This is a genomic window from Enterococcus sp. BWB1-3, assembly GCF_016745275.1.
Taxonomy (GTDB): Bacteria; Bacillota; Bacilli; order Lactobacillales; family Enterococcaceae; genus Enterococcus_L.
The window spans coordinates 114349-137420 of record NZ_JADOEP010000003.1 but is presented as its reverse complement, the minus strand read 5'-3'; the positions used below and the strand labels follow the sequence as shown (position 1 = coordinate 137420).

The window sequence follows — 23072 nt, the reverse complement described above, 5'->3', positions numbered from 1 at the left end:
AGGATATACAAGGGTTGCAGTTTAATTTCAGAGACATTATAATAACTATCGACGGAGGTAGGAGATAGTATGAATAAGTTTAATGAGATTTTCCTTGATCTGGAAAAGAAAATTTTGGCAGATGAGTATCCTGCACATTCCCTTTTACCAAGTGAGAATCAGTTAATACAAATTTACGGTGTTTCGAGAGAGACGATTCGTAAAGCGTTGAATTTGTTATTGAATGCCGGATATATTCAAAAAAAACAGGGGAAAGGCTCTATTGTTTTGGACTTGAATCGTTTTGATTTTCCGATTGCCGGTCTGACTAGTTATAAAGAGCTGAAAGAAGCACAGCGAATCCCCAGTGAAACGATTGTTCGTGTGTTGGAAGAGGTTCCTGTGACGGAGAAGTTAAATGAAAAAACCGGCTGGCCGGTGGGAGATCCCGTTTGGAAATTGATTCGACAGCGAAAAATTGATGGTGAAGTAGTTATTTTGGATAAGGATTATTTGTTAAAATCTGTGATTCCGGATTTGCCTGAAGACAGAGCGGAAGATTCAATCTATGACTATTTTGAGAATGATCTGTCACTGGATATTTCCTATGCGCAAAAAGAGATCACTGCTGAACCGGTGACACAGGAAATGCAGGAGCTGATGACACTCCATGGCGACAGTCATGTGGTTGTTGTCCGCAGCCTAGTGTATCTGGAAAATACTAATTGTTTTGAGTATACTGAATCTATTCACCGACTGGATAAATTCCGTTTTATAGAATTTGCCCGACGCAGAAAAGGTTAGAGTCTGTCTGAAAATTTTAGTGGCGACTCTGTTCAGAAAACTAGATATGAGCTGGTGTATGGATCGAATTAAAACTAAGTGATTCTTCTAATCCAAGAAATGTGAAGCATATCCAATAGTGTTACATATGAGAATGCTGAATATGCGACGAGTATTTGTTAAAAGTGCAGGAGTAAGTTATGCAAACGAGCCTTAGATATGCGCCACTATAAATTAACAGTGATTGTCATGCATTTAGCATTCTGCTGGATCAAGGGTCAGATGCCGTTTAAAGGTTGAATGTTAACACATTCAAAGCTTGTCGTTCGCATACAGCTATCTCTTTACATATGGAATAAATTTTGACCAATTAATCCCCATCAGAGCTGCGTATACCATCTTACTAGATTATTTATCTTAGTGAGACTGGCAATTCTGCTAACTGACTTTCTACTACAGAAAAATCTTATATCTACGAGTCTCACACTGCTTAATTCTCGATACAAACGTATTTTCTCAATAGTTTTCAGACAGACCGCCAACAAAGAGAGGCGAACTCCGAAACTTTTTTCGGAGTTTTTGTGCTGAATGAGTACAAAGAATTAATTATTTAATTCTATTTAAGGGGTCAGAAAGATTCTCTTTTAGATCAATTTTCTATATAATAGTAAGTAATGTAAAAAGTTATATAGACAGAAAGGCGAAAAGATGAATTTTAAAGAGATACTAAATAAAGACAGCGTTCGTCCTTATGCGCTGACAGCACGTTTTGGCATTGAAAAAGAGAGTCAGAGAGTGACATTGGACGGTCAGCTGGCTCAAACAGATCATCCTTCAGTACTAGGCAATCGTTCCTATCATCCGTATATTCAAACGGATTTCAGTGAAACACAGGTGGAACTGATTACCCCTGTTGCAGATTCGATTACTGAGGTTATGCGTTATCTTGCAGCGATTCATGATGTGACCATTCGTTCGATGAATAGAGAGGAAATGCTGTGGCCAATGAGTATGCCGCCGAAACTTCCGGAAAATGAGCGGGACATCAAAATTGCAAAGCTGGATCAGTATGAAGGGATTCTTTACAGACGCTATTTGGCTAGAGAGTATGGAAAAAGAAAACAAATGGTCAGCGGGATTCACTTTAATTTTGAATATGCAGAAAGCTTAATTTTTCAAATGTATCATGTACAGGAAGAGGCTAAGTCAATTGAAGAGTTTAAAAACATTCTTTATATGAAGGCGTCACGTAATTATCTTCGTTACCGCTGGCTGATTACGTATTTATTTGGTGCCTCGGTTGTTAGTGAGCCGGGGTACTTTACGGCTAAAGAAGAGCATCCCGCAGAGCCGGTAAGAAGTCTGCGTAACAGTTCTTTTGGCTATCGGAATAGGGAGAATGTCCGTGTGTCCTATGAAACGCTGGAAGGGTATATTGATGATATTCAAACGATGGTGGAAAATGGGATTCTGTCCGAAGAGAAGGAGTTTTACGCTCCAGTCCGGTTGAGAGGCGGAAAATCCATGGCAGATTTGCCGCAGACCGGCATTCGTTATATTGAATTGAGGAATATTGATTTAAATCCGTTCGCACCCTTTGGTATCGACGAAGAAATGCTTGAATTTATGCATTTATTTATGCTGTTTTTACTATGGACAGATGAAAAAGAAAGTGCAGATGAATGGGTAGCAACCGGTGAGTTGTTGAATGAACAGGTAGCGCTGGGGCATCCTTTTTCAACAGTGAATATATTGGCTGAGGGTGACAGGCTTTTCTCTGAAATGATTGAAATGGTTACTGAATTAGGAATTTACGGTAAAAAAGAAATGCTGACAACCTATCATGAACAGCTAAGAATGCCTGAAATGACTATTTCAGGTAAAATGTGGACAATCATTGAAGCAAATTCTAACCATGAACTGGGAATTGTTTATGGAAAAGAATACCATTTACTAGCTTTTGAGCGTCCCTATCAGCTTGCCGGGTTCAGAAATATGGAGTTATCCACACAGCTGTTTCTTTTTGATGCAATTCAGAAGGGGCTGGAAATAGATATTCTTGATGAGCAGGAACAGTTCCTGAAATTGAAGCATGGAAAGCATATTGAGTATGTGAAGAATGCGAATATGACCAGTAAAGACAGTTATATTGTTCCCTTGATTATGGAAAATAAAACAGTCACAAAAAAGGTGTTGGAACAGGCTGGCTTTCGTGTGCCAGGCGGGGAGGAGTTTTCTTCAATTGAAGAAGCAGAACGGGCATATTTAAGATATGAGAAGCAGGCATTTGTTGTAAAACCAAAATCGACAAATTATGGGCTTGGGATATCTATCTTTAAAGACGGTGCTTCAGGGAAAGACTATGTGGAAGCCTTGAACATTGCGTTTAAGGAAGACGACTCTGTTCTCGTTGAAGAATTTATGCCGGGAACAGAATATCGATTTTTTGTGTTGGATAATGAAGTAAAAGCTATTTTGCTGCGCATTCCTGCTAATGTTGTGGGAGACGGTGTCCGGTCAATAGAAGAGCTGGTTGCAGAAAAGAACCTTCATCCTTTAAGAGGCAGCAACCATCGGGCGCCTTTAGAGCTGATCCAGCTAGGTGAATTGGAGCGGCTGATGCTGAAGGAACAGAATCTGGTGGTGAATGCTGTACCTGAAAAGGGAAGAGTGGTTTATCTGAGAGAAAATTCTAATATCAGTACCGGCGGCGATTCCATTGATGTGACGGATCAGTTTGATGAGAGTTATAAGAAGCTTGCTGTAGAAGCTGTGGCAGCATTAGGGGCTAAAATATGCGGAATTGATTTAATCATTCCCGATAAATCCATTCCGGCTGATAAAAAAAGCAATACTTATGGAATTATCGAAGCTAATTTCAATCCGGCAATGCATATGCATATATACCCTTATTCTGGAGTGGGTCGTCATTTGACAATGGATGTGTTGAAATTATTGTATCCAGAGTTGTTTGAGTGAATAAGTCAACCTCAAAAAAACAGAAATCTGTTTGAATAGGTCTTCAGTAAAATAGAAGGAGGTCGAGACAAACACTCATGAGGGCTAACGCCCTCACCAAACAGAATGAAAAGAAAAAAACGATCGACCTACACGCTATTTCCTGTCATACTAAAGAGGACAGAAGAGCGTGTAGGTCGATTTTTTTGAATCGCTTCATTATTTGAATTCTGTGTTGTAGCCCCATGTGTTGGCTGATATGAAAGTGATCTGCGACAATGGAAGCATTAGGAAACAGCTCCTTTACTAACGTACGATAGGGACTGTAAAAATCAGTAACGACTAAACAAACGTGTGCATGCTCTTTCCTAGAATAACGGGAAAAGTAAGTGCGTAATGAAAGCAATCCTTACAGAAAAAGCGCTGCTTTTTAAGAGAGAGCAGGGTTTTGCAGTTACTGGCATCATTGAGTAAGAGAGTGACTTTTTTTCAGCCCCATTTGATAATGGTCTGCTTGTTCTTCGCTTGACAGTGAGAGCAGCACTGAGGGTTATCAAGAAAAACGAGGAGGACAAGCTTTCCGTCGCTCTATTCATGAACGTACCAATGACTATACCTTATTTGCAGAGGAGTTTGGTCACCTTGAATGTAATACTATCGTCGGTCAGAAACATAAAAGTACAGTCACTACCTCAGTTGAATGTCTATCAAAAGTGATTATCATATTAAAGCCATCTGAACGACAGGTAAAAGATATTGAAAACAGATTAGATTATTGGTTTCAGTTTGTACCTAAAAATCTATTCAAATCAATCACTTTTGATTGTAGAAAAGAATTTTCAAATTGGAAGAAAATTAGCAATAATAATGACAGTGATATTTATTTTGCAGATTCATGAACGTCTTCTCAACGAGGGTTGAATGAGAATTCTAACGGTTTATTGCGTAAAGATGGTTTATCAAAAGCTATGGACTTTAATTTAGTGGACGAAACCTTTATTCAATCAGTAACATCCAAGAGAAATAATATCCCAAGAAAATCGTTGAATTAATAAAACACCATTTAGAAGTATTCTTGAATTACGTTAGTAACAATGATTTGTCTATCTTAATTTGATATTTGAGATTTTTAAGTTATAAATAAAAAATATATTGATATTCAAAGTGATTTAAAGTAATCTAAAAGTTAGAAGGAGAGATGTTGATTATAATTGAATTAGTTGATGTTAATAAAATTATTGAGGATACATTAATTCTTAACAAAATAAATCTTTCAATTGCAGATGGAGAATTTGTTTTTGTTGTTGGGAAAAGTGGTTCTGGAAAAACAACACTTTTGAAAACATTATCTTTCGAAAAGAGGATTAGCAAAGGCAAGATTTTTTTCAATGAGAAACTGATGAATCAAAATAATCAATTGGAAATGAGGAATTATAAGAGAAATATCGGTTTTATTTTTCAAGATTTCCGATTAATTCAAAGCTTGAATGTGTTCGAAAATGTAGCGTATCCATTAGAAATACAAGGAATCTACACTGGGAAAGAAGTTAAAAAGCGAGTGTTGGATGCTTTGGAAGCGGTTGATTTAGTTGGTTTGAAAAAAAGATTTTCTAATCAATTGTCAGGTGGTGAAAAGCAGAGAGTAGCAATTGCTCGAGCATTAGTTGGAAATTTTAAAATACTCATTGCTGATGAACCCACAGCTAATTTAGATCCAAGTAATGCAAATGAGATAATGAATTATTTAAATAAGGTAAACGCATTAGGCCAAACAATTATTATGGCTACCCATAATTCAAGAATAGTTAATCAGCTAAATTCTAGGGTTATTGAATTAGATAACGGAAAAATAATAAGGGATGAAAAAAATGGACAATACTATAAAGAATAAACATTATGTTATCTATGTCAAAAATTTTTTTTATAGAAGCTTGAAAATTAGATGTAGGGCAGCTAAAGAAACATTCTATAGTGACATTGCAACATTGATTTTTTTCTTTTTTGAATTTCTACTGCTACACTTGTTCAATCTTTTTCGTGTCATTTCTAAAACAAGGGAAAAATCAACTAATAATTCACCAGTTAATGAGTTACAGGCTGTAAATAAAGAACCTGATTTAAATTTTTTATTGTTAACAGTAAAAACGAGCTTATTTATGTTTATCGTTGGATTATTAATTTTGGGAATTTTTCGATATTTTGTTTATCTGAGTCAAAAGATTATTATTCAAAAGGATGATATTGAGACAAAACTTCTATTAGGGGCTACTCCTGTTTACGTTTCTTTTGAAATGATAGTTGAAGTATTGTTTGGTCTACCTTTTTTGGGGACTATAGGGTATCTACTGTCTAGAATGGCTATAAATAAATTTGTCTTTTTACTAGGGAATATGTTTCCAATCGGACATTTATTTAAGGATAGCATTCCTATTTTTAGCATAGAAACAATACTCTGGTCTATCTCGGGAATGGTAGTAGTGTTCATAATTAGTGTATTTTTTGTTAATAAAAGCATATTAAGAGTTATTAACTAAATCAAAGATATTGTTGGATTTAAGAATACTAGATTGTCAAAAATTTTTAAATCTTTATCAATAAATAAATTTCAATCGCACTGAGTTCTTGCTTCAAGTCATGAAGTGTTGGAATTCGTCTGTTTAAGCACTGCTGGGTAATCACATTAATTTCAATTTCGGCAATATTCAGCCAGTTCCCGTGTTTGGGTGTATGATGAATTATCTAAGCGCTGTGCAAGTTCCAGTGCAAAGCCATTATACAAGGAACTGATACTATGGGTGTTCAAGTTATCTGTTACTAAGCGAATTCGTTTTGCCTTGGGATAGTATAGGGTTACCAGTTCCTTTATTTTTTCTGCCCAGACCTGTTTCTTTCGTGTTTGTTGAGCACTGACATGGCGCCAGCCAGTGAGGGGTAAAATATTGAATACTCTTTTGCGCTCGTATTCGTAGTCCTATTTTTGTATCTACCCACCCTTCATAGGTAACGGGTCAATGACATAATAACTGGTAGGGCTTCTCCGTCCATACAAATGAGTGGACAGTCCGGGTCATATGGACGAGCGTAGGCTTCCATGATGTTTTCCATGGCTGTGACAAAATGTCCGGACTCTTTTTTAGAAATACACCATTGCTTTTTTTAGTGAGGCTTAAGTTGTGTTTTTTACAGGACACGAATGGTTTTTCTGCTAACAGATTCTACGAGGTTCAATTTCACTCAGATTGACCTGATATTTTTGATTCATGGAATTACTCACTTTTTTTGGTTTTTATCCTAAAAAAACAAAAATATAATGTTGTCAAGATGCTAGTGTTGGTAAAAGAAATACGCTAGAGAAAGCAAACAGGGAGGAAATCTATGTCATCCTGCTTGCTTTTTCAGTGTTGCTTTTGGTTTCTTCTTGAGGAAATAGGTTCTTCTATACAAAAAGATCCGCTCTCTGAAATTGGTGAAGTTGTGAAACCCATAGGTCATTCGCTTCAATACTTTACTATGATTATTGAGACATTCTAAGGGACCGTTCGAATAAGGAAATCTTTGGTAGGCTCGGATAGAGACATCTTGAAACACTCCTTTAGGTTGGTTTTGGTCGACTTTAATTCTAACGGATTTCAAGATGTCTTTTCTGTTTTTTTCAAAAAGAAAAAGTGCAGTGAATGGCACCTCACCAATACTAGATAGTATAGAGCCTTTTTTTGATGTACTGCAATGTAAAGAAGGAGTTTTCTTTTGCTTCTTTTGTCAATTTTTCCTAAAAGAAATAGTTGATAAAATCTAAAAAGTGCTTTATTTTTTTTTAAAAGAGAGTATAGTAAGCAATGGATAATTTACAGAAAGAAGATGAAATGATGAAGAAAAAGATTTTAGCAATGACCGTATTAATTGGAGTGAGTGTTTCTATCACAGGCTGCGGAACAGAAAAAACAACCGCTTCACAATCAGAATCAAGCACTGCAGCTGTTACAGAAAGCAGTGAGAAAAAGGAAGCCGAAGAGCACCTTAATTATGATGATCAGGAAAATTGGGAGTTTACAGCGGGAGATATGCAGTCCCCAATCGATATTCCAAGCAGCAAGGCAGAAGCAATGATGCCGGATAAAGGAACAATTGAGCTGGATTATGGAATAGATATCACCAAAGCAGAGAATAACGGTCACAGTATTCAATTTACTGCTGGTGGTGAAGCAGTGATAAATGGTCGTAATTTTGCTCTGACACAATTTCATTTTCATGCAGAAAGTGAACATACAGTTGACGGAGAGCATTATCCTTTAGAAGCACACTTTGTTAACATTGCCCAAGATGGGCGTATTGCTGTAATTGGCGTGTTCTTTAAAGAAGGAGCTGAAAACAAAGGATTTCAGGAAGCTCTTGACGATGTTAATAATGAAAAAACAGATCCTATCACTGATTTGGAGGATATGATTCCGGCAAATAAAAGCTACTACCATTACCTTGGTTCTTTAACTACTCCGCCATTAAATGAAAATGTAGAATGGTATGTAATGAAGAATCCTGTAGAAGTATCAGCAGAGCAGATTGAATCGTTTAAAAAATTGTATTCTCACAACAATAGAGAAACACAGCCGCTGAATGAACGGGTGATACTTGAATATACAGAATAAATAAGACAGCATTATTGAAACAGCTGGTTCCTCTGGGATTTTGTAAGAGGAACTAAGCTGTTTTTTTATTTTTAATGTTGATTAGAGTCTAAATCATCCATCTCTTTGAAGGTAAAAAAAGGAAGTATTAAAACAGATGGGGAACGATGAATACAAGGAAATTAGGCTGCAGGAAGAAAATTATTAGTGAGAGACATACACTTGAAAAGTGGGAAAAAAGCTAAAAGCGGCGTTTTCGTATCAACTGATTTCCTCCCTCGGTCCCATTATATTCTCTATAATTTATGGTACACTAAAAAAGATTTAGCTGATGAGCTGAAGAAAATTTTGTTGGCAGAGCTGCAGATTTAGAAGTAAGCTTGTGATAAGAACAGGCTGAAGAAACAGCTTTGGAAGAAACGTGAAGCTGAGACTATCGGATGCGTTGAGTGGAGGGAAAAGCTTATGAAAAAGATATTTATTGTTGAAGATGAAAGACAGATTGTTGAAACATTGTCTGCTTATCTGAAAAAATGGAACTTTGAGGTACTCGCAGTTGAAAATTTTCAATATGTACTGGCTGAGTTTGAGGCTTTCCAGCCGGATTTGGTAATTTTGGATATTTCATTGCCTTTTTATAATGGTTATCATTGGTGCACAGAAATTCGCAAACAGTCAGCTGTTCCAATCGTTTTCCTGTCTTCTGCCAGTGATAATATGAATATTGTTATGGCAATGAATATGGGTGGGGATGACTTTATTGCAAAACCCTTTGACCTGGAAGTGCTTGTCGCAAAAATTCAGGCAATTATGCGAAGAAATGTTGTGATGGTAGAAGTTCGGACATTGAACTATGGCGACTATATCCTGAATCTTGAGGATTTTGAAGTTTGCTGTAGAGAACAATGTGTTCCCGTGACAATGAATGAGACAAAAATTTTAGATATGCTGTTTCGACAGCCGGAAAAAGTAGTGCCGAAAGAGCTGATTATGGAGAAGCTTTGGGAAAATGAAGCGTTTGTCGACAGCAACACGCTTTCGGTGAACATAGCGCGACTTAGAAAGAAAGTCAGTGATATAGGACTAGATGTATTTATTCAAACGCAAAAGGGGAAAGGGTACTATCTCGGAAAGGAAGAATGACATGAGAGTGTTTATTCGTTATCTGTTGGATCAGAAGATTGCACTTTTGACATACATGGGATTTATTTTAATTTTTGGCGTAACGTTTTTCCTTCATGATATTTCTTTTGAAGCGTATAGTGATGCGCTGCTGTTTTCCTTTTTTCTGCTGGCAGTCATTGCCGCAGTACAATTCTATCGATATTATTCAAAACATCAGCAGCTGGACGGCAGAAAGAAAGCTGTAAAGCTTCATGTGCTGGATAGGAAACGCGGCAGTACATTGCTTGAAGAGGATTATGAAGAAATGCTGCACAGTCTAGATAAAGAATACCGGCAGGAGATTGGGGAATCTAAGCGAGTTAACCACAAGCTGATGGACTATTACAGCTTGTGGAGTCACCAGATTAAAACACCATTGGCTGTTTTGAATTTAAAAATGCAGGAAAATCAGCTGGATCATACAGTGTTAAAACAGGAATTGTTTAAAATTGATCAGTATTTGGACATGATGCTTCAGTATTTGCGTCTAAATCATACAGAGACTGATTTTGTTTTTGAGACGATAGACATTGATCGTCTCATTAAAGAGACGGTAAAAAAGTATGCAACGTTTTTTATTTATCAGAATCTATCGTTTTCTTTTCAGGAGACCAAGCAGTCGGTTATCAGTGATAAAAAGTGGCTGCAGTTTGTAGTGGAGCAGATTTTGATAAATGCAATTAAGTATACCAAACGCGGCGGTATTCGTATTTATGCCAATCCCGAGAATTCAAAGGAGCTTATTATTGCAGATAGCGGTATCGGAATTTTGCCTGAGGATAGACAGCGAATATTTGAAAAAGGGTATACAGGGTATAACGGACATAATCATCAAAAAGCATCGGGACTTGGATTGTATATGAGTGACGAAGTAATGAGAAGTCTGGGTCATACTATCCATATTACGTCGGAGGTTGGTAAAGGGACAAAGGTCTGGCTGGATTTGAGCCAGCATCTCTATCAAATTGAATGAACCTTACAGCATTGTAAGTATGGCAGCTAAAGTGTAAGTAGTCTTTGGCTGCTGTTTTGTTTAATATGGGAAATGAGAAACAGCCGATTACTCAAATGAGGCAGAGGAGGACATACTATGGCAATACTTGAAGTGACACACTTACAAAAAATTTATCAGACCCGCTTTGGCGGAAATCAGGTAACTGCGCTGAAAGATATTTCTTTTCAAGTAGAAGAAGGAGAATACATAGCAATTATGGGGGAATCAGGATCAGGGAAGAGTACCCTGCTTAACATCCTGGCAACATTGGATATACCGACACAAGGATCGGTATTATTGAAGGGAAAAGATATTACAGAAATTCCTGAAGGGAATTTGGCAGCGTTTCGGAGGGAGAACCTCGGCTTTGTTTTTCAAAACTTTAATTTGCTGGATAATTTTTCTGTGAAGGATAATATCTTTTTGCCGTTGGTACTGTCGAAAGCAGCAGTCAGTGAGATGGAGAGACGCTTATTTCCTTTAGCTGAGATTCTGGGAATTGGAGAGCTTCTGGAAAAATATCCCTATGAAATTTCAGGAGGACAGCAGCAGCGGGTGGCAGTAGCAAGGGCATTGATCACGAAGCCGCAGGTTGTTTTAGCAGATGAGCCTACAGGAGCCTTGGATTCTAAAAGTTCAGAAAACCTGCTGACGCTTTTTCAGGAGATTAACCAGCAGAATCAGACGATTTTAATGGTAACCCACAGTGCACTTGCTGCCAGTAGAGCAAATCGAATTCTATTTGTGAAAGACGGCCAGATTTTCCATCAGGTGTACAGAGGGCAGAAGACAAATGAACAATTGCTGGATGAAATATCTAAAACAATGACGACACTGTTGGCGAAGGGGTGATGGAGATGCTGTACCTACGTTTAGCATACAATAATTTAAAGAAGAACCGAACTGTCTATCTTCCTTTTATTCTGGCGACGGTGTTTACAGTTATTTTAAATATTATCATGCAGGTGATGCTTCATAATGAAGGAATGAATACTCTCCCGCAGGCAATGTCTGTAAAAATGATGTTTAGTCTGGGAAGCAAAATCATCATGATTTTTTCGGTGATTTTTACTTTCTACACGCATAGTTTTCTGATTAAACGAAGAAAGAAGGAACTGGGACTCTATAACATTCTGGGAATGGATAAAAAAAATCTGACAGTGATGATGCTGTTTGAAAATTTCTATGTATTTTTACTTGTTATGGTTGGGGGAATAGTCTCAGGAATTATTTTTTCTAAATTAACGTTTTTAATATTAAAAAAGATAACAGCATTTGGGGACGAATTTGACTTTGATTTATCTTTTTCCTCTGTACTAAGAGTTCTGCTGTTGTTTACCGGAATTTTCTTAAGTACCTTTCTTTATGATATGTGGCAGGTAAGGAAAACAAAGCCGATTGAATTGTTGGAGCAGGCGAAATCGGGAGAGAAGGAGCCGAAAGCTAAATGGCTGTTTGCTCTGATAGGGATTATTTGTTTAGGCAGCGGATATGCTATTTCGTTGACTATTCAATCCCCTTTGGAAGCGTTGACGCAATTTTTTATCGCAGTAATTCTGGTCATTATCGGGACATACAGCTTATTTGTAACCGGCAGTATTACTATTTTGAAATTGCTGAAGCGGAACAATTCGTTCTATTATAAACCGTCTAATTTTATTTCTGTTTCAGGAATGATTTTTCGAATGAAGCAAAATGGTGCAGGACTGGCAAGTATTTGTATCCTTTGTACAATGGCGCTGGTAACCATTTCTTCAACAGTTTCTCTTTATGTGGGGCGGGAGGACATCATTCGCAACAGAAATCCATTTCAAAATACAATAGAGACCGTACTGCCTATAGAGGAAGTAAAAGAATCATTGTATGCTGCTGCTGAAGCTCATAACCTTTCTGTGGAGGATTTGCAATATGTTCATTCATCACAGGGAATCATTATGTTCAAGGCTAAGGAAGATACATTTGTTCCGGCTAAAGAAACACTCAGCAACTATAAAGATATGAGAGGATTCCAATTACTTAAACTAAGCGAGTATAACCGCGTGGAAGGAGAGAACATTGAACTAACCGGAAAAGACATTCTGCTATATCCTCTCTACGGAGACTATACGTCACAAGAGTTTAAAATCGGAACGCAGGTCTTTCTTGTGAATGAGGTGTTGGATAATTTCAGTATGGCGCCTAAAACAGAGGACGAAAGCTCAAACTCTTTTCTAATGTTTGTTTCAGACGAAAGATATGACGAGATCCTCGCAAAAATTATTGAAGATTTTCAGGACAGTTCTTATACTGTTACTGCTGATTCAGAGAGTACTATTAGCTTTCAACTGGATGGTTCCTTGGAGCAGCGGCTGAAAATGACAGAGGCTTTAAGAACAGAGTTGAGAGCAAAAGCCGGAGAAGAAGAGGATGTGACTGTTTCTTCTATAGATGAGGACAGAGAAGAGAACCGCATTGTATTAGGGGGATTTCTGTTTATTGGAGTGATTTTTGGGCTGAGCTTTATCATCGCGACAACTCTGATTATCTTCTATAAACAAATTTCAGAAGGAAATGATGATCACGATCGTTTTGAAATTATGCAGAAGGTTGGGCTTAGCCGCAAAGAAGTTCATAAAACAATTCAGTATCAGATCTTGCTGGTTTTCTTCCTGCCAATTACAGTTGCAGTCATTCATCTGACTTTTGCTTTTCCGATGATCAGGAAACTGCTTGTTCTGTTTGGTCTGACGAATACGTCATTACTGCTGTTGACGACGGCAGTCTGTATTGCAGTCTTTGCTCTGAGCTATTTCATTATCTACTGGCGAACTTCTAAGGTTTATTATCGACTGGTAGAACGATGAGAGGCAGATTTAAATTGAGTTCGAAAGAAATCGAGGGGATTTCTTTCGGACTTTTTTGTATGCTAGCTATGGAGGGGGGTGTCATCTCCATTGTCTAATTTTTCATCTTGACATGGGAATATTCCCATAGTCTACAATTATCTTATATAAGACAGAAATGGAGTGTTTACATGAAGATTATCGTTGAAAGCGATTTCAATTCGATGAGTGAAACAGCAAAAAATATTTTATTGGGTCATATGGCAAAAACCGGGCGAGTGAATCTGTCTATTACTGGAGGAAATACACCAGTGAAGGTCTATAAAAAAATGGTTAAGGTGGTCAAAGGAAGTTCCAATTATGATAATGTTCACTACTATAATTTTGATGAGATTCCTGTAGAGGGTCAAAAAGAAGGAATAACTATGAGTGATTTAAGAAGGCTGTACTTAACACCTGCAGGAATTGATGAAAAAAACATCCATCCTTTGACACTTGAAAATTACGAAACACAGGACCGCTCAATAGAAGAAGCTGGCGGATTGGACGCAATGCTGATTGGTTTGGGTAAAGATGGACATTTCTGCGGCAATATGCCGGGAACAACCACCTTTAACACTCTTACGCACAAAGTAACTGTTACAGGAGAAGAGTCTTGGTTTGTTCCGGAGATGATGGAAAAAGGCTTGGAATTTGTAACGATGGGACCAGTCAGTGTCATGCGAGTGAAGCATCTTGTATTGATTGTTAATGGTGCAGAGAAAGCTGAGATGGTTAGTCGAGTACTAACAGGCCCGATAGGAGAAGATCGACCAGCTTCTATTTTGCAGCTGCATCCTAATTTAACTGTTATTCTGGATAAGGAGGCAGCAGGAGCATTGTAAGTGTTAATAAAAGAATCTATTATATAAATAACGAGGTTGTGACAGAAGTGTTCTGTCTCAAGAAATAAGTCGAACTATACGAAAATAGCTACTCATATTTTCAGTATAGTTCGACTTATTTCCAGAACTGCTGTCTCTACGAGTCTAACGATTCTCGAGACAAAACATTACGCTGTATCCGTTTTTCTGCGTCTACGGTTCTCACTTCGTTCCGATCCTCGAAGCATGGAGGGGCTTTGGAACACCGTTTATTCGGTTTTAGAGATCTCAGACATACTTATGTCACAGTCCCGTTATTTATGTATATGTTGCTAAGCTCTATTCTTTTTTTGGGAAGAATAGAGCTTTTGCCGGAAATCTTTCCTGACTGCTGCAGCCTATTTAAACAAATTCTTCCAAAAGCTTTTTTTCTGTTCGGCTTCTTTTGTATCCTGTTTGTCGTCAGACTGCGGATATTTCTTTTCAATATCGATTTCTTCTTCATCTACTGCTTCTGAAGCGGCAATAATCAGACCTAATGACTGATTTCCGCTGTTTTCTGCTTCACTCACAATTGTAAAGCGATTTCCCTGTGCTTTAATTAGTTTTATATAGGTAGTTTGTAGGGAGATGTCCATTTTTCCGTTCAATAGGACAGTACCGTCAGAATACTTTTTCAGCTCTGTCAGAAAGTTTTTTCTATCGGTTTGATTTTTCATTTGAGCGATAGTCATCGTGACATAGCAGCGTTCTTTAAAAGTTCCCATGTATTTTTTTTGTTCATCTGGCTTGATCCTGGGTGTGCCGTAAAGGGAACTGTCCAGGTGTTTTTGCAGTTCATCTGTCATAAAAAAGCTCCTTTCGTTTATTACCCGTATTGGACTCTATTATGGAAGCAGAGTACACAAGTCCTCAATAAGCTTTTCTTTTTCGGTTTCTTTCAGTCCTTTTGTCATGGTTATACAAATAGTAAAATGATGAAAATACTTATGTAAAATCTACTCAAACATAGAATCATTCTCTTGAAGTATAGCATAAAAAGTTTATATATTGGGATTTATGTACTACTATCCGAAGTAGGTCAATTGATTACTAAAAATAAGAATATACCGAAAAATAGTTGCTTTTCCAAAAAATATCACATAAACTAGTTGTTAAGAATGAAAATCATTCTCAATTAGAAAAAGGAGCTCATGCATGAAAAAAGTAGGTCTATTTCTGTTTATACTCCTTTTAGCATTGCTATCGATTTTTGTTGGTGTGAAGGATATTTCTTTTACCCAGCTTTTCCAATGGGATTCTGAACAGAAGCTGGTGTTGCTGACCACTCGGATTCCCAGAACAGTCAGTTTAATGATTGCAGGAAGTACGATTAGTGTTTCTGGATTGATTATGCAGCATTTAACGCAGAACAAATTTGTTTCGCCAAGTACAGCGGGAACAATGGATAGTGCACGACTCGGGATACTGGTTGTCATGATTTTCTTCCCCACGGCACCGCTGCTGTTTCGTTCATTAATCGCTTTTTTGTTTGCTTTTGGCGGTACATTGATTTTTCTTTCGCTGACACGGTTCTTACCACCGAAGAATCAGGTGATGATTCCGTTGATTGGTGTGATGTTCGGAAATATCGTCGGTTCGATTGCGACTTTTTTTGCCTATCAGTTTCAATTGGTTCAAAATATGTCTTCCTGGCTGCAGGGAAATTTTTCCACAGTTATGAAGGGCAGCTATGAGCTGATTTATCTAACCCTTCCGTTGTTAGTCATCGTATATTTTTTTGCCTATCGCTTTACGATTGCTGGTATGGGGGAAGACATGTCACATAGTGTTGGTTTGAATTATCGGCAGACACAGCTTCTAGGTTTGAGTATTGTGGCATTGTCAAGTGCAGTTGTTCTGATTATGGTGGGAAGCATTCCTTTTCTGGGTGTTATTATTCCGAATCTGGTATCGATGCGTTATGGAGATCATATGAAGAATACTTTGTGGATTACGGCAGTTGGCGGCAGTATTTTTCTGCTGATTTGTGACGTAGCAGCACGTATTGTTATTGCGCCTTATGAAATCCCAGTTAGTGTCGTTGTTGGTGTTATTGGCAGTCTGATCTTTATCTTCCTTTTATTAAGGAGGAGGACAGCTTGAAAAAAATAGTGAAGTCTCCCATTACGACATTCGTATTATTGGGAATCGGAGTCGTTCTTATCTGTTTCTTTTATTTAACCTATAAAACCTATGGGAACTGGTCGTTTGCGCTTGCCTTACGAGGGAAAAAACTAGCGGCATTTGCTTTGGTGGGTATCGGCTCAGCGTTTGGAACCATCAGCTTTCAGACAATGACACAGAATCATTTTCTGACTCCGAATATTTTAGGTCTGGATTCGTTGTATGTCTTCATTCAAACCACACTGTTTTTCTTTTTAGGAGGGCAGGCAATATTAGGGAAAGAATCATTGCCTCAATTTTTGGGAAATATTCTGTTGATGATGAGTATCAGCGTACTGCTTTCAAAATTTCTGCTTGGCAGAGGGAAAAATGATCTTTTTCTGTTGCTGATGATTGGGATGATTGCCGGAACGTTTTTCAGCAGTATCAGTACCTTTCTTCAAGTAGTGATGGACCCGAATGAATATGATTTGCTGCAGGGGAAACTTTTTGCCAGCTTCGGCAATGTAAATAGTCATTATCTGCTGATTGCAGCTGGTTTAATGGTCATTTTTGCGGGATTTTTGTGGAGTCAAAGTCATTCACTGGATGTTCTTCATCTGGGAAATGATCAGGCAACAAATCTGGGAATTGATATTTCAAGGTTTCAATTGCTGATTTTGATTGCAGTCAGCGGGATTGTGGGTCTTTCGACTGCTTTAGTTGGACCGGTGACTTTTTTAGGATTTATTGTTGCGAATATGAGCTATCAGCTGATGGGCACATATCGTCACAGAGAGCTGTTTATCTGCGGCAGCCTGCTGTCGATCTTCCTGCTGGTATCCGGTCAGTTTTTGGTTGAACAGGTTTTTGCATTAAATACAACACTGAGTATTGTCATTGAATTTGGCGGCGGTGTTTACTTTATCGGGAAAATAATTCATGAAAGGAAGCAGCAGAAATGATTGAAATAAAAAATGTTTCAAAGAAGTATGGCGATACGTTCGTTGTTTCAGAAATTAAATTGCCCGTTGAGGAGCAAAAACTGACGGCTTTTATTGGACCAAATGGAGCGGGCAAAAGTACATTGCTTTCCATGATGAGCCGATTGATTCCGAAAGATACAGGAGAAATTTACCTGGATCATAATGAAGTAAAGACATGGAAACAGAATGAACTGTCTCGAAAACTGTCGATTCTGAAACAGGCAAATAGTATCAATTTAAAGCTTTCAGTCAGAGAGCTGGTCAGTTTCGGGCGTTTTCCTTATTCAAAAGGACGGCTGAACAAAGAAGACCATCTAAAAGTGGATGAAGCAATGGCGCATCTCGGTCTGACTGATCTGGCGGATACGATGATTGATACATTATCCGGCGGTCAGCTGCAGCGAGCATACATTGCTATGGTGATTGCTCAGGATACCAACTATATTTTGCTGGATGAGCCGTTAAATAATTTGGATATGAATTATGCGGTGCAGATGATGCAGATTTTGCGGCGGCTGGTTGATGAGTTTGGGAAAACAGTTATCATCGTACTTCACGATATCAATTTTGCGGCCAGCTATGCAGATGAAATTGTCGCAATGAAAGACGGAAAGTTATTCGCTCACGGTACGACGGAGGAAATGATTCAATCGGAAACGCTCAATCAGTTATATGATATGACTATTCGTATCTGTGAAATAGAGGGAAAACGATTCTGTATGTATTTTAGCTAAGCAACGATTAATAACACTGTTTGATAGAGGGTCTGTGACAAAAGTCTGTTTGAGTCCCCTAAGACTGAATAAACGGCGTTCCAGAAGTAAGCACTAGGCAGGTATTGATCATCACTTATATGACCTAAACTGTGACGAGTGTCTCATGAGGAAACATCTATTTTATATAAAATAGTAATTCTCAATAATTTCGGCTTATTGTCAAAGAAGCTGCTTTTAAAACACTGTGTATCAGGTTTTAAGAGACCGTAATAAAAGAAAATACAAAGTTGGAGGAAACGAAATGAAGAAGAGAATTTTAGCATTTGCAGTATTTTCAGTTGCTGCAGTATTGATATTAGGAGCATGCGGAAATGGCCAGGAATCAGGCTCGACAGATTCTTCAACAGCTGTGAGCAGTGAAAAAGCAACAACCCTTACTGTGAAGGATTCGGACGGCACTGTTGAAGTACCGAAAAATCCAACAAAAGTCGTTGTATTTGATAATGGTTCACTGGATACATTGGATGCGCTGGGTGTCGGTGATATGGTTATTGGTGCACCAACTTCAAGTCTTCCCAAATATCTTGATAAATATGCAGATGTAGAATCTACAGGCGGCATCAAAGAACCTGATTTGGAAAAAATCAATGAACTACAGCCGGAGCTGATTATTATTTCCGGTCGCCAAAGTGATTTCAAAGAGGACCTGAGCAAAATTGCGCCAACGGTCTATCTTTCAGTAGATGCGTCTGATACATGGAATTCAACAAAACAAAATATCAAAACACTTGCAGAGATTTTTGATAAACAGGATGAAGCTGAAAAAGAAATCAGCTCACTGGAAACTGAGATTGCAGAGTTGAAAGAAAAAGCGGAAGCATCCGGTGAGAAAGCACTGGTTGTTCTGTTGAATGAAGGTCAGTTGTCTGCATATGGTGAAGGATCTCGTTTTGGTATTGTTCATGATACATTTGGTTTTGCCCAGGCAGATGATGCGATCGAAGCTTCTACTCATGGTCAAAGCGTTTCTTATGAATATGTACTGGAAAAAAATCCTGATATTCTGTTTGTTGTGGATCGGACACAGGCGATTGGCGGAGATGAAACAAACAATAATATTACTGAAAATGAACTCATCAAGCAAACAAATGCAGGTAAAAACGGAAAAGTAATCACATTGCAGCCGGATGTCTGGTATCTAAGCGGCGGCGGACTTGAGTCTACGCATTTAATGATCGAAGATGTCACGAAAGCATTTGACTAATCCATTAAAATTTTTAATGAAATAATGGTTTAAAATGAATTGACTGTTAAAAAATTATCTGTTAATATTCTCAGTAACATGTTATCTATAGAAATGTGATGAGAAGGAAAGTATTTTTCAGACAGCTTAAAGAGAGTCTCGACTGGTGGAAAGAGATAGTGATGCTGAGGAAGAAAATGGCCTTTGAACAGATTGGTTGAATATTTAAGCCAATACAGGAGTGCCTGTTACAGCACCTCAGTATGTTTGTACTGATAGAGTGGACTTTTTTACAGTCAATGAAGGTGGTACCGCGATAGCTTAAGCTCTCGTCCTTTTTACAAGGATGAGGGCTTTTTTGTTACATTTTTGGATGAAAATACGATTCGCATCGCAGCAGGGAACAGAATTTTAAGTATGGGTAGCATAGTTAATGAAGGAGGAAATAAGTATGAAAAAACGAGTGATTGCAACAGGGTTGGCTGCTTTAGCACTACTATTGAGTGCGTGCGGCGGAACAGCATCAGAATCAACAAAAGCGACAGATAAGGAAGCAAGCAGTGTGGAACAGAAAATTAAAATCAGTTCTCCTGCTCCGATTTCAACACTGGATACAACGCAGGCAATGGACAAAAATACATTTACAATGATTCAGCATCTGTTTGAAGGACTTTATCGTTTTGATGATGACAGCACACCAATTCCAGGATTGGCGGAAAAACTAGATATTAGTGAGGATGGTCTGATTTATACATTTACACTGAGAGACGATATTAAGTGGAGCAACGGGGAACCAATTACTGCTGAAGATTTTGAGTACTCCTGGAAACGTCTGGTCACTCCTGAAACAATCGGACCTAATGCGTATTTGCTGGATAACGTGAAGAACAGCAAAGCGATTCGTACAGGTGAAAAATCGGTTGATGAAATGGGTATTGAAGCGAAGGACAATCAATTTATTGTGACCTTGGATCAGGCACAGCCGTCATTCCTTTCAGTGGTCTCCATTGGTTGGCTGGCACCTCAAAATGAAGCATACGTTACAGAACAGGGCGAAGATTATGGGATTGACAGTGAGCATCTGATTTACAGCGGACCGTTTACAATTGCCGACTGGACAATTTCTTCTGATACCTGGACACTGAAAAAGAATCCTGAGTATTATGCAGCTGACGAAGTGAGGCTGGAAGAAGTAGATGTTACAACCGTTAAGGAAGAAAATACAGGGATTAATCTGTATCAGACCGGTGAGCTGGATCTAACCAGAATCAGTGGACAGTATGTTGCACAGTACAGCGATGATCCGGGCTATATCAGCTATTCAGATGTGGCCAATTATTTTCTTGATTTTAACAAAAAAGAAGGTACGCCTTTAGCGAATCTGCACTTGAGAAAAGCAATTGCACAGGCGATTGATAAAGAAGCACTGACAACCAATGTGTTAAATGACGGTTCAAAACCGTTAAATGGGTTAATCCCGGCGAACCTTTACACAAATCCGGATACTTCAGAAGATTTCAGAGCTTACAGCGGTGATCATCTGGTTTATGATGTAGAGAAAGCAAGAGAAGAATGGAAAAAGGCTCAGTCTGATCTTGGTAAAACAGTGAAATTAACATTACTGGCATCCGATGATGAACAGGGTAAGAAAATTTCTGAATATGTTCAAAGTCAGCTGCAGGAAAATCTTGAGGGCTTGGAAGTTACGATTTCTGCACAGCCCAAAAATAATGTTACTCAATCCCGTAAAGACAAAGAGTACGAATTGTCTCTGTCAGGCTGGATTGCCGGCAGCAGTGATCTGGATTCGTATTTCAACTTGTATGAAGGCAGCTCTGCATACAATTACGGAGGATATAAAGATGCTGAGTATGACAAACTGGTGAATCAGGCGAAAACGACAGATGCTAATTCTCCAAATGTACAATTTGAGGATTATAAAAAAGCAGAAGATATTTTACTGGATGAAGATGCAGCGCAGGTTCCTATTTACCAAAGCGCCTCCAACTATCTGATCAATCCAACAGTGAAGGGGATCAGTTATCATTTATATGGAGATTATTTTAATCTGCGCACAGCCTACATTGAAGAATAGAAAATAATAAGCAGCGCATGTCTGGAAATTTCGTTTTTGGAGTTTTCAGACATGTTCTGATGAACGGAGGAAAACAGTGAGTCAATTAGTGGATCGTTTTATCAGATATGTAAAAGTAAATACACGTTCCGATGCAGCCAGTCAGACGATTCCGACAACACCGGGTCAGATCGAGCTGGCAAGGGTGATTGAAAAGGAACTGTCAGAGCTGGGCTTATCAGATATCCATTATAATGAGAAGAATGGTTTCTTGACTGCACGACTGCCTAAAAATACAACAACAGATATTCCGGCAATTGGGTTTATTGCGCATTTGGATACGGCAGATTTTGAAGCAGAGGGGATTACACCTCAGATTTTTCCTGAGTATGATGGTCAGGATGTGTTGTTGAACAGAGAATTGGGTCTTACAATGAAGGTGGAAGAATTCCCCAATTTAAAAGACTACAAGGGACAGACATTGATTACGACCGATGGTACAACACTGCTGGGTGCTGATGACAAGGCAGGAGTTGCGGAAATCATAGAAGCTGTGATCTATCTGCTTGAGCATCCTGAGATCAGCCGTGGAGATGTCTGGATTGCATTTGGTCCGGACGAAGAAATCGGCAGAGGGGCTGACCGCTTCGATGTGGCTGCTTTCCCGGCAACGTTTGCTTATACGGTGGACAGCGGGAGAGTCGGCAGCTTTGAGTATGAAACATTTAATGCCGCTCAAGCTGTGATTGAAATTGAAGGAACCAGTGTGCATCCGGGAACAGCATACGGTCTTATGGTTAACGCAATCAAAGTTGGAGAACAGATCGATGCATTGCTGCCGGCTGATGAAGTACCTGAAAAAACAAGGGGTTATGAAGGATTTTACCTGTTGAATCGCTTCTCAGGAACCTTGGATCATGCAGAGCTGACCTATATTATTCGTGATCATGACAAGGAGAAATTTGCTGCACGGAAACAATTTCTTCAGGAAAGAGTCGAAGAAGTGAATGGGCAGCTGGATCGTCCAAGATGTACTATTACGTTTGTCGATCAGTACTACAACATGAAGGAGATTATTGAAAAGGACATGCGGCCTGTCGAGCTGGCTGTGAAAGCAATGAATAATCTGGGGATCAAACCGTTGATTGCTCCATTTCGCGGTGGAACGGACGGCTCGAAAATCTCTTATTTGGGCTTGCCTACGCCTAATTTATTTGCCGGAGGAGAAAATTTTCATGGACAGTATGAGTTTATCACAGCGGAGGCGATGGAGGCTGCTGTGAAAACAATTGTGGAAATCATCAAAGAGAATGCAGCAGGTGGGGTACACAGTTAATCTGTGGTCTTTCTAAAACCTGTTGTATCTGAGGTTTTTCCTGATTCATCTGTTTAATGGAAAAATGTTGACACAGCAGATAAATGAGAATATAATGAGGAACAATAGTGAAGCTTTGAGAAAGAGGAGTAGCAATATCCGGTACTTTACAGCGAGCTGATGGTGGTGGAAATCAGCAGGGAAGGAATTGTGAATGGACTTTCGAGCGAAATGTTGAACCAGAGTAGGCATTTCCGGGTACTCCCGTTACAGAGAAAGGTCGTTGATAGACGACTGATAGAGAGGAAAGAATGATTCTTTCAATATTGAGGTGGCACCGTGACTTTTCACCCTCAAACCATAGTTTTTTTATGGTTTGGGGGTTTTTTGTTTTTTCGGGTCGTTCAC

Annotated in this window: 17 protein-coding genes, 3 pseudogenes and 2 other annotated features; of the genes and pseudogenes, 17 read left to right on the top strand and 3 right to left on the bottom strand. The window is 38.6% G+C overall.

The features are described from left to right. Positions 1-69 precede the first annotated feature (69 nt). The gene (gene treR, locus IW492_RS03695; protein WP_202065364.1) at positions 70-783 is read left to right on the top strand and encodes a trehalose operon repressor; all 714 of its coding nucleotides are present in this window, start codon (positions 70-72) and stop codon (positions 781-783) included. 687 nt (positions 784-1470) lie between these two features. Continuing rightward, on the top strand, positions 1471-3741 hold the full coding sequence (gene gshAB, locus IW492_RS03690) for a bifunctional glutamate--cysteine ligase GshA/glutathione synthetase GshB (protein ID WP_202065362.1): 2271 nt from the start codon (positions 1471-1473) through the stop codon (positions 3739-3741). A gap of 175 nt (positions 3742-3916) precedes the next feature. Here gshAB and IW492_RS18500 read toward each other — a convergent pair. After that, a pseudogene (locus IW492_RS18500) lies at positions 3917-4269 on the bottom strand (transposase); the annotation flags it as partial. On the opposite strand from IW492_RS18500, the pseudogene IW492_RS03680 reads away from it, so the two are divergent. The 3 genes and pseudogenes from IW492_RS03680 to IW492_RS03670 form a co-directional block, all read left to right on the top strand. Further along, positions 4269-4837 (top strand): annotated as a pseudogene (locus IW492_RS03680) (IS30 family transposase); the annotation flags it as partial. The pseudogenes IW492_RS18500 and IW492_RS03680 sit on opposite strands and share 1 nt — an antisense overlap. Positions 4838-4921: 84 nt before the next feature. After that, positions 4922-5611 (top strand): cell division ATP-binding protein FtsE, encoded by a 690-nt coding sequence (locus tag IW492_RS03675; RefSeq protein ID WP_236671770.1) that lies wholly within the window; start codon positions 4922-4924, stop codon positions 5609-5611. After that, positions 5589-6254: a hypothetical protein gene (locus IW492_RS03670; RefSeq protein WP_202065346.1), complete on the top strand. Its 666-nt coding sequence runs from the start codon at positions 5589-5591 to the stop codon at positions 6252-6254. The genes IW492_RS03675 and IW492_RS03670 overlap by 23 nt, the downstream gene beginning before the upstream one ends. 844 nt (positions 6255-7098) lie before the next feature. On the opposite strand, the pseudogene IW492_RS18590 reads toward IW492_RS03670, so the two are convergent. Continuing rightward, positions 7099-7293 (bottom strand): annotated as a pseudogene (locus IW492_RS18590) (transposase); the annotation flags it as partial. A gap of 263 nt (positions 7294-7556) precedes the next feature. Here IW492_RS18590 and IW492_RS03660 point away from each other — a divergent pair. From IW492_RS03660 to IW492_RS03635, 6 genes are all read left to right on the top strand, one after another. Further along, on the top strand, positions 7557-8363 hold the full coding sequence (locus IW492_RS03660; protein ID WP_236671769.1) for a carbonic anhydrase: 807 nt from the start codon (positions 7557-7559) through the stop codon (positions 8361-8363). A 444-nt stretch (positions 8364-8807) separates the two neighbouring features. Further along, positions 8808-9485 (top strand): response regulator transcription factor, encoded by a 678-nt coding sequence (locus IW492_RS03655; protein WP_202065344.1) that lies wholly within the window; start codon positions 8808-8810, stop codon positions 9483-9485. A gap of 1 nt (position 9486) precedes the next feature. After that, a complete protein-coding gene (locus tag IW492_RS03650) occupies positions 9487-10479 on the top strand; it encodes a sensor histidine kinase (RefSeq protein WP_202065343.1) in 993 nt (330 codons plus the stop codon). Positions 10480-10596: 117 nt separating this feature from the next. Next, on the top strand, positions 10597-11352 hold the full coding sequence (locus IW492_RS03645; protein ID WP_202065342.1) for an ABC transporter ATP-binding protein: 756 nt from the start codon (positions 10597-10599) through the stop codon (positions 11350-11352). A 5-nt stretch (positions 11353-11357) separates the two neighbouring features. Next, a complete protein-coding gene (locus IW492_RS03640) occupies positions 11358-13343 on the top strand; it encodes an ABC transporter permease (RefSeq protein WP_202065341.1) in 1986 nt (661 codons plus the stop codon). A gap of 170 nt (positions 13344-13513) precedes the next feature. After that, positions 13514-14206 (top strand): glucosamine-6-phosphate deaminase, encoded by a 693-nt coding sequence (locus tag IW492_RS03635; RefSeq protein ID WP_202065339.1) that lies wholly within the window; start codon positions 13514-13516, stop codon positions 14204-14206. A 377-nt stretch (positions 14207-14583) separates the two neighbouring features. Here the strand turns inward: IW492_RS03635 and IW492_RS03630 are convergent, their stop codons facing one another. Beyond that, positions 14584-15033, bottom strand: a complete 450-nt coding sequence (locus IW492_RS03630; protein ID WP_202065337.1) for a YueI family protein — start codon at positions 15031-15033, stop codon at positions 14584-14586. A 349-nt stretch (positions 15034-15382) separates the two neighbouring features. Here IW492_RS03630 and IW492_RS03625 point away from each other — a divergent pair, with 349 nt between their 5' ends. The 6 genes from IW492_RS03625 to pepT all read left to right on the top strand — a co-directional run bounded on the left by IW492_RS03625 (position 15383) and on the right by pepT (position 22685). Next, on the top strand, positions 15383-16330 hold the full coding sequence (locus tag IW492_RS03625; protein ID WP_202065333.1) for an ABC transporter permease: 948 nt from the start codon (positions 15383-15385) through the stop codon (positions 16328-16330). Next, a complete protein-coding gene (locus tag IW492_RS03620; RefSeq protein ID WP_202065323.1) occupies positions 16327-17295 on the top strand; it encodes an iron chelate uptake ABC transporter family permease subunit in 969 nt (322 codons plus the stop codon). The genes IW492_RS03625 and IW492_RS03620 overlap by 4 nt, the downstream gene beginning before the upstream one ends. Further along, positions 17292-18050 (top strand): iron ABC transporter ATP-binding protein, encoded by a 759-nt coding sequence (locus IW492_RS03615; RefSeq protein ID WP_202065314.1) that lies wholly within the window; start codon positions 17292-17294, stop codon positions 18048-18050. Before IW492_RS03620 ends, IW492_RS03615 begins: the two co-directional genes overlap by 4 nt. Positions 18051-18333: 283 nt before the next feature. Then, positions 18334-19296, top strand: coding sequence for a siderophore ABC transporter substrate-binding protein (locus tag IW492_RS03610; protein ID WP_202065306.1), 963 nt, complete (start codon positions 18334-18336; stop codon positions 19294-19296). Between the two features lie 89 nt (positions 19297-19385). Beyond that, positions 19386-19615, top strand: a binding site (T-box leader). A gap of 111 nt (positions 19616-19726) precedes the next feature. Further along, positions 19727-21370 carry a peptide ABC transporter substrate-binding protein gene (locus tag IW492_RS03605; protein WP_236671768.1) on the top strand — a complete coding sequence of 548 codons (1644 nt, stop codon included), beginning with the start codon at positions 19727-19729 and terminating at the stop codon, positions 21368-21370. 76 nt (positions 21371-21446) lie between these two features. Beyond that, the gene (gene pepT, locus IW492_RS03600; protein ID WP_202065304.1) at positions 21447-22685 is read left to right on the top strand and encodes a peptidase T; all 1239 of its coding nucleotides are present in this window, start codon (positions 21447-21449) and stop codon (positions 22683-22685) included. 106 nt (positions 22686-22791) lie between these two features. After that, positions 22792-23022, top strand: a binding site (T-box leader). Positions 23023-23072: the final 50 nt, after the last annotated feature.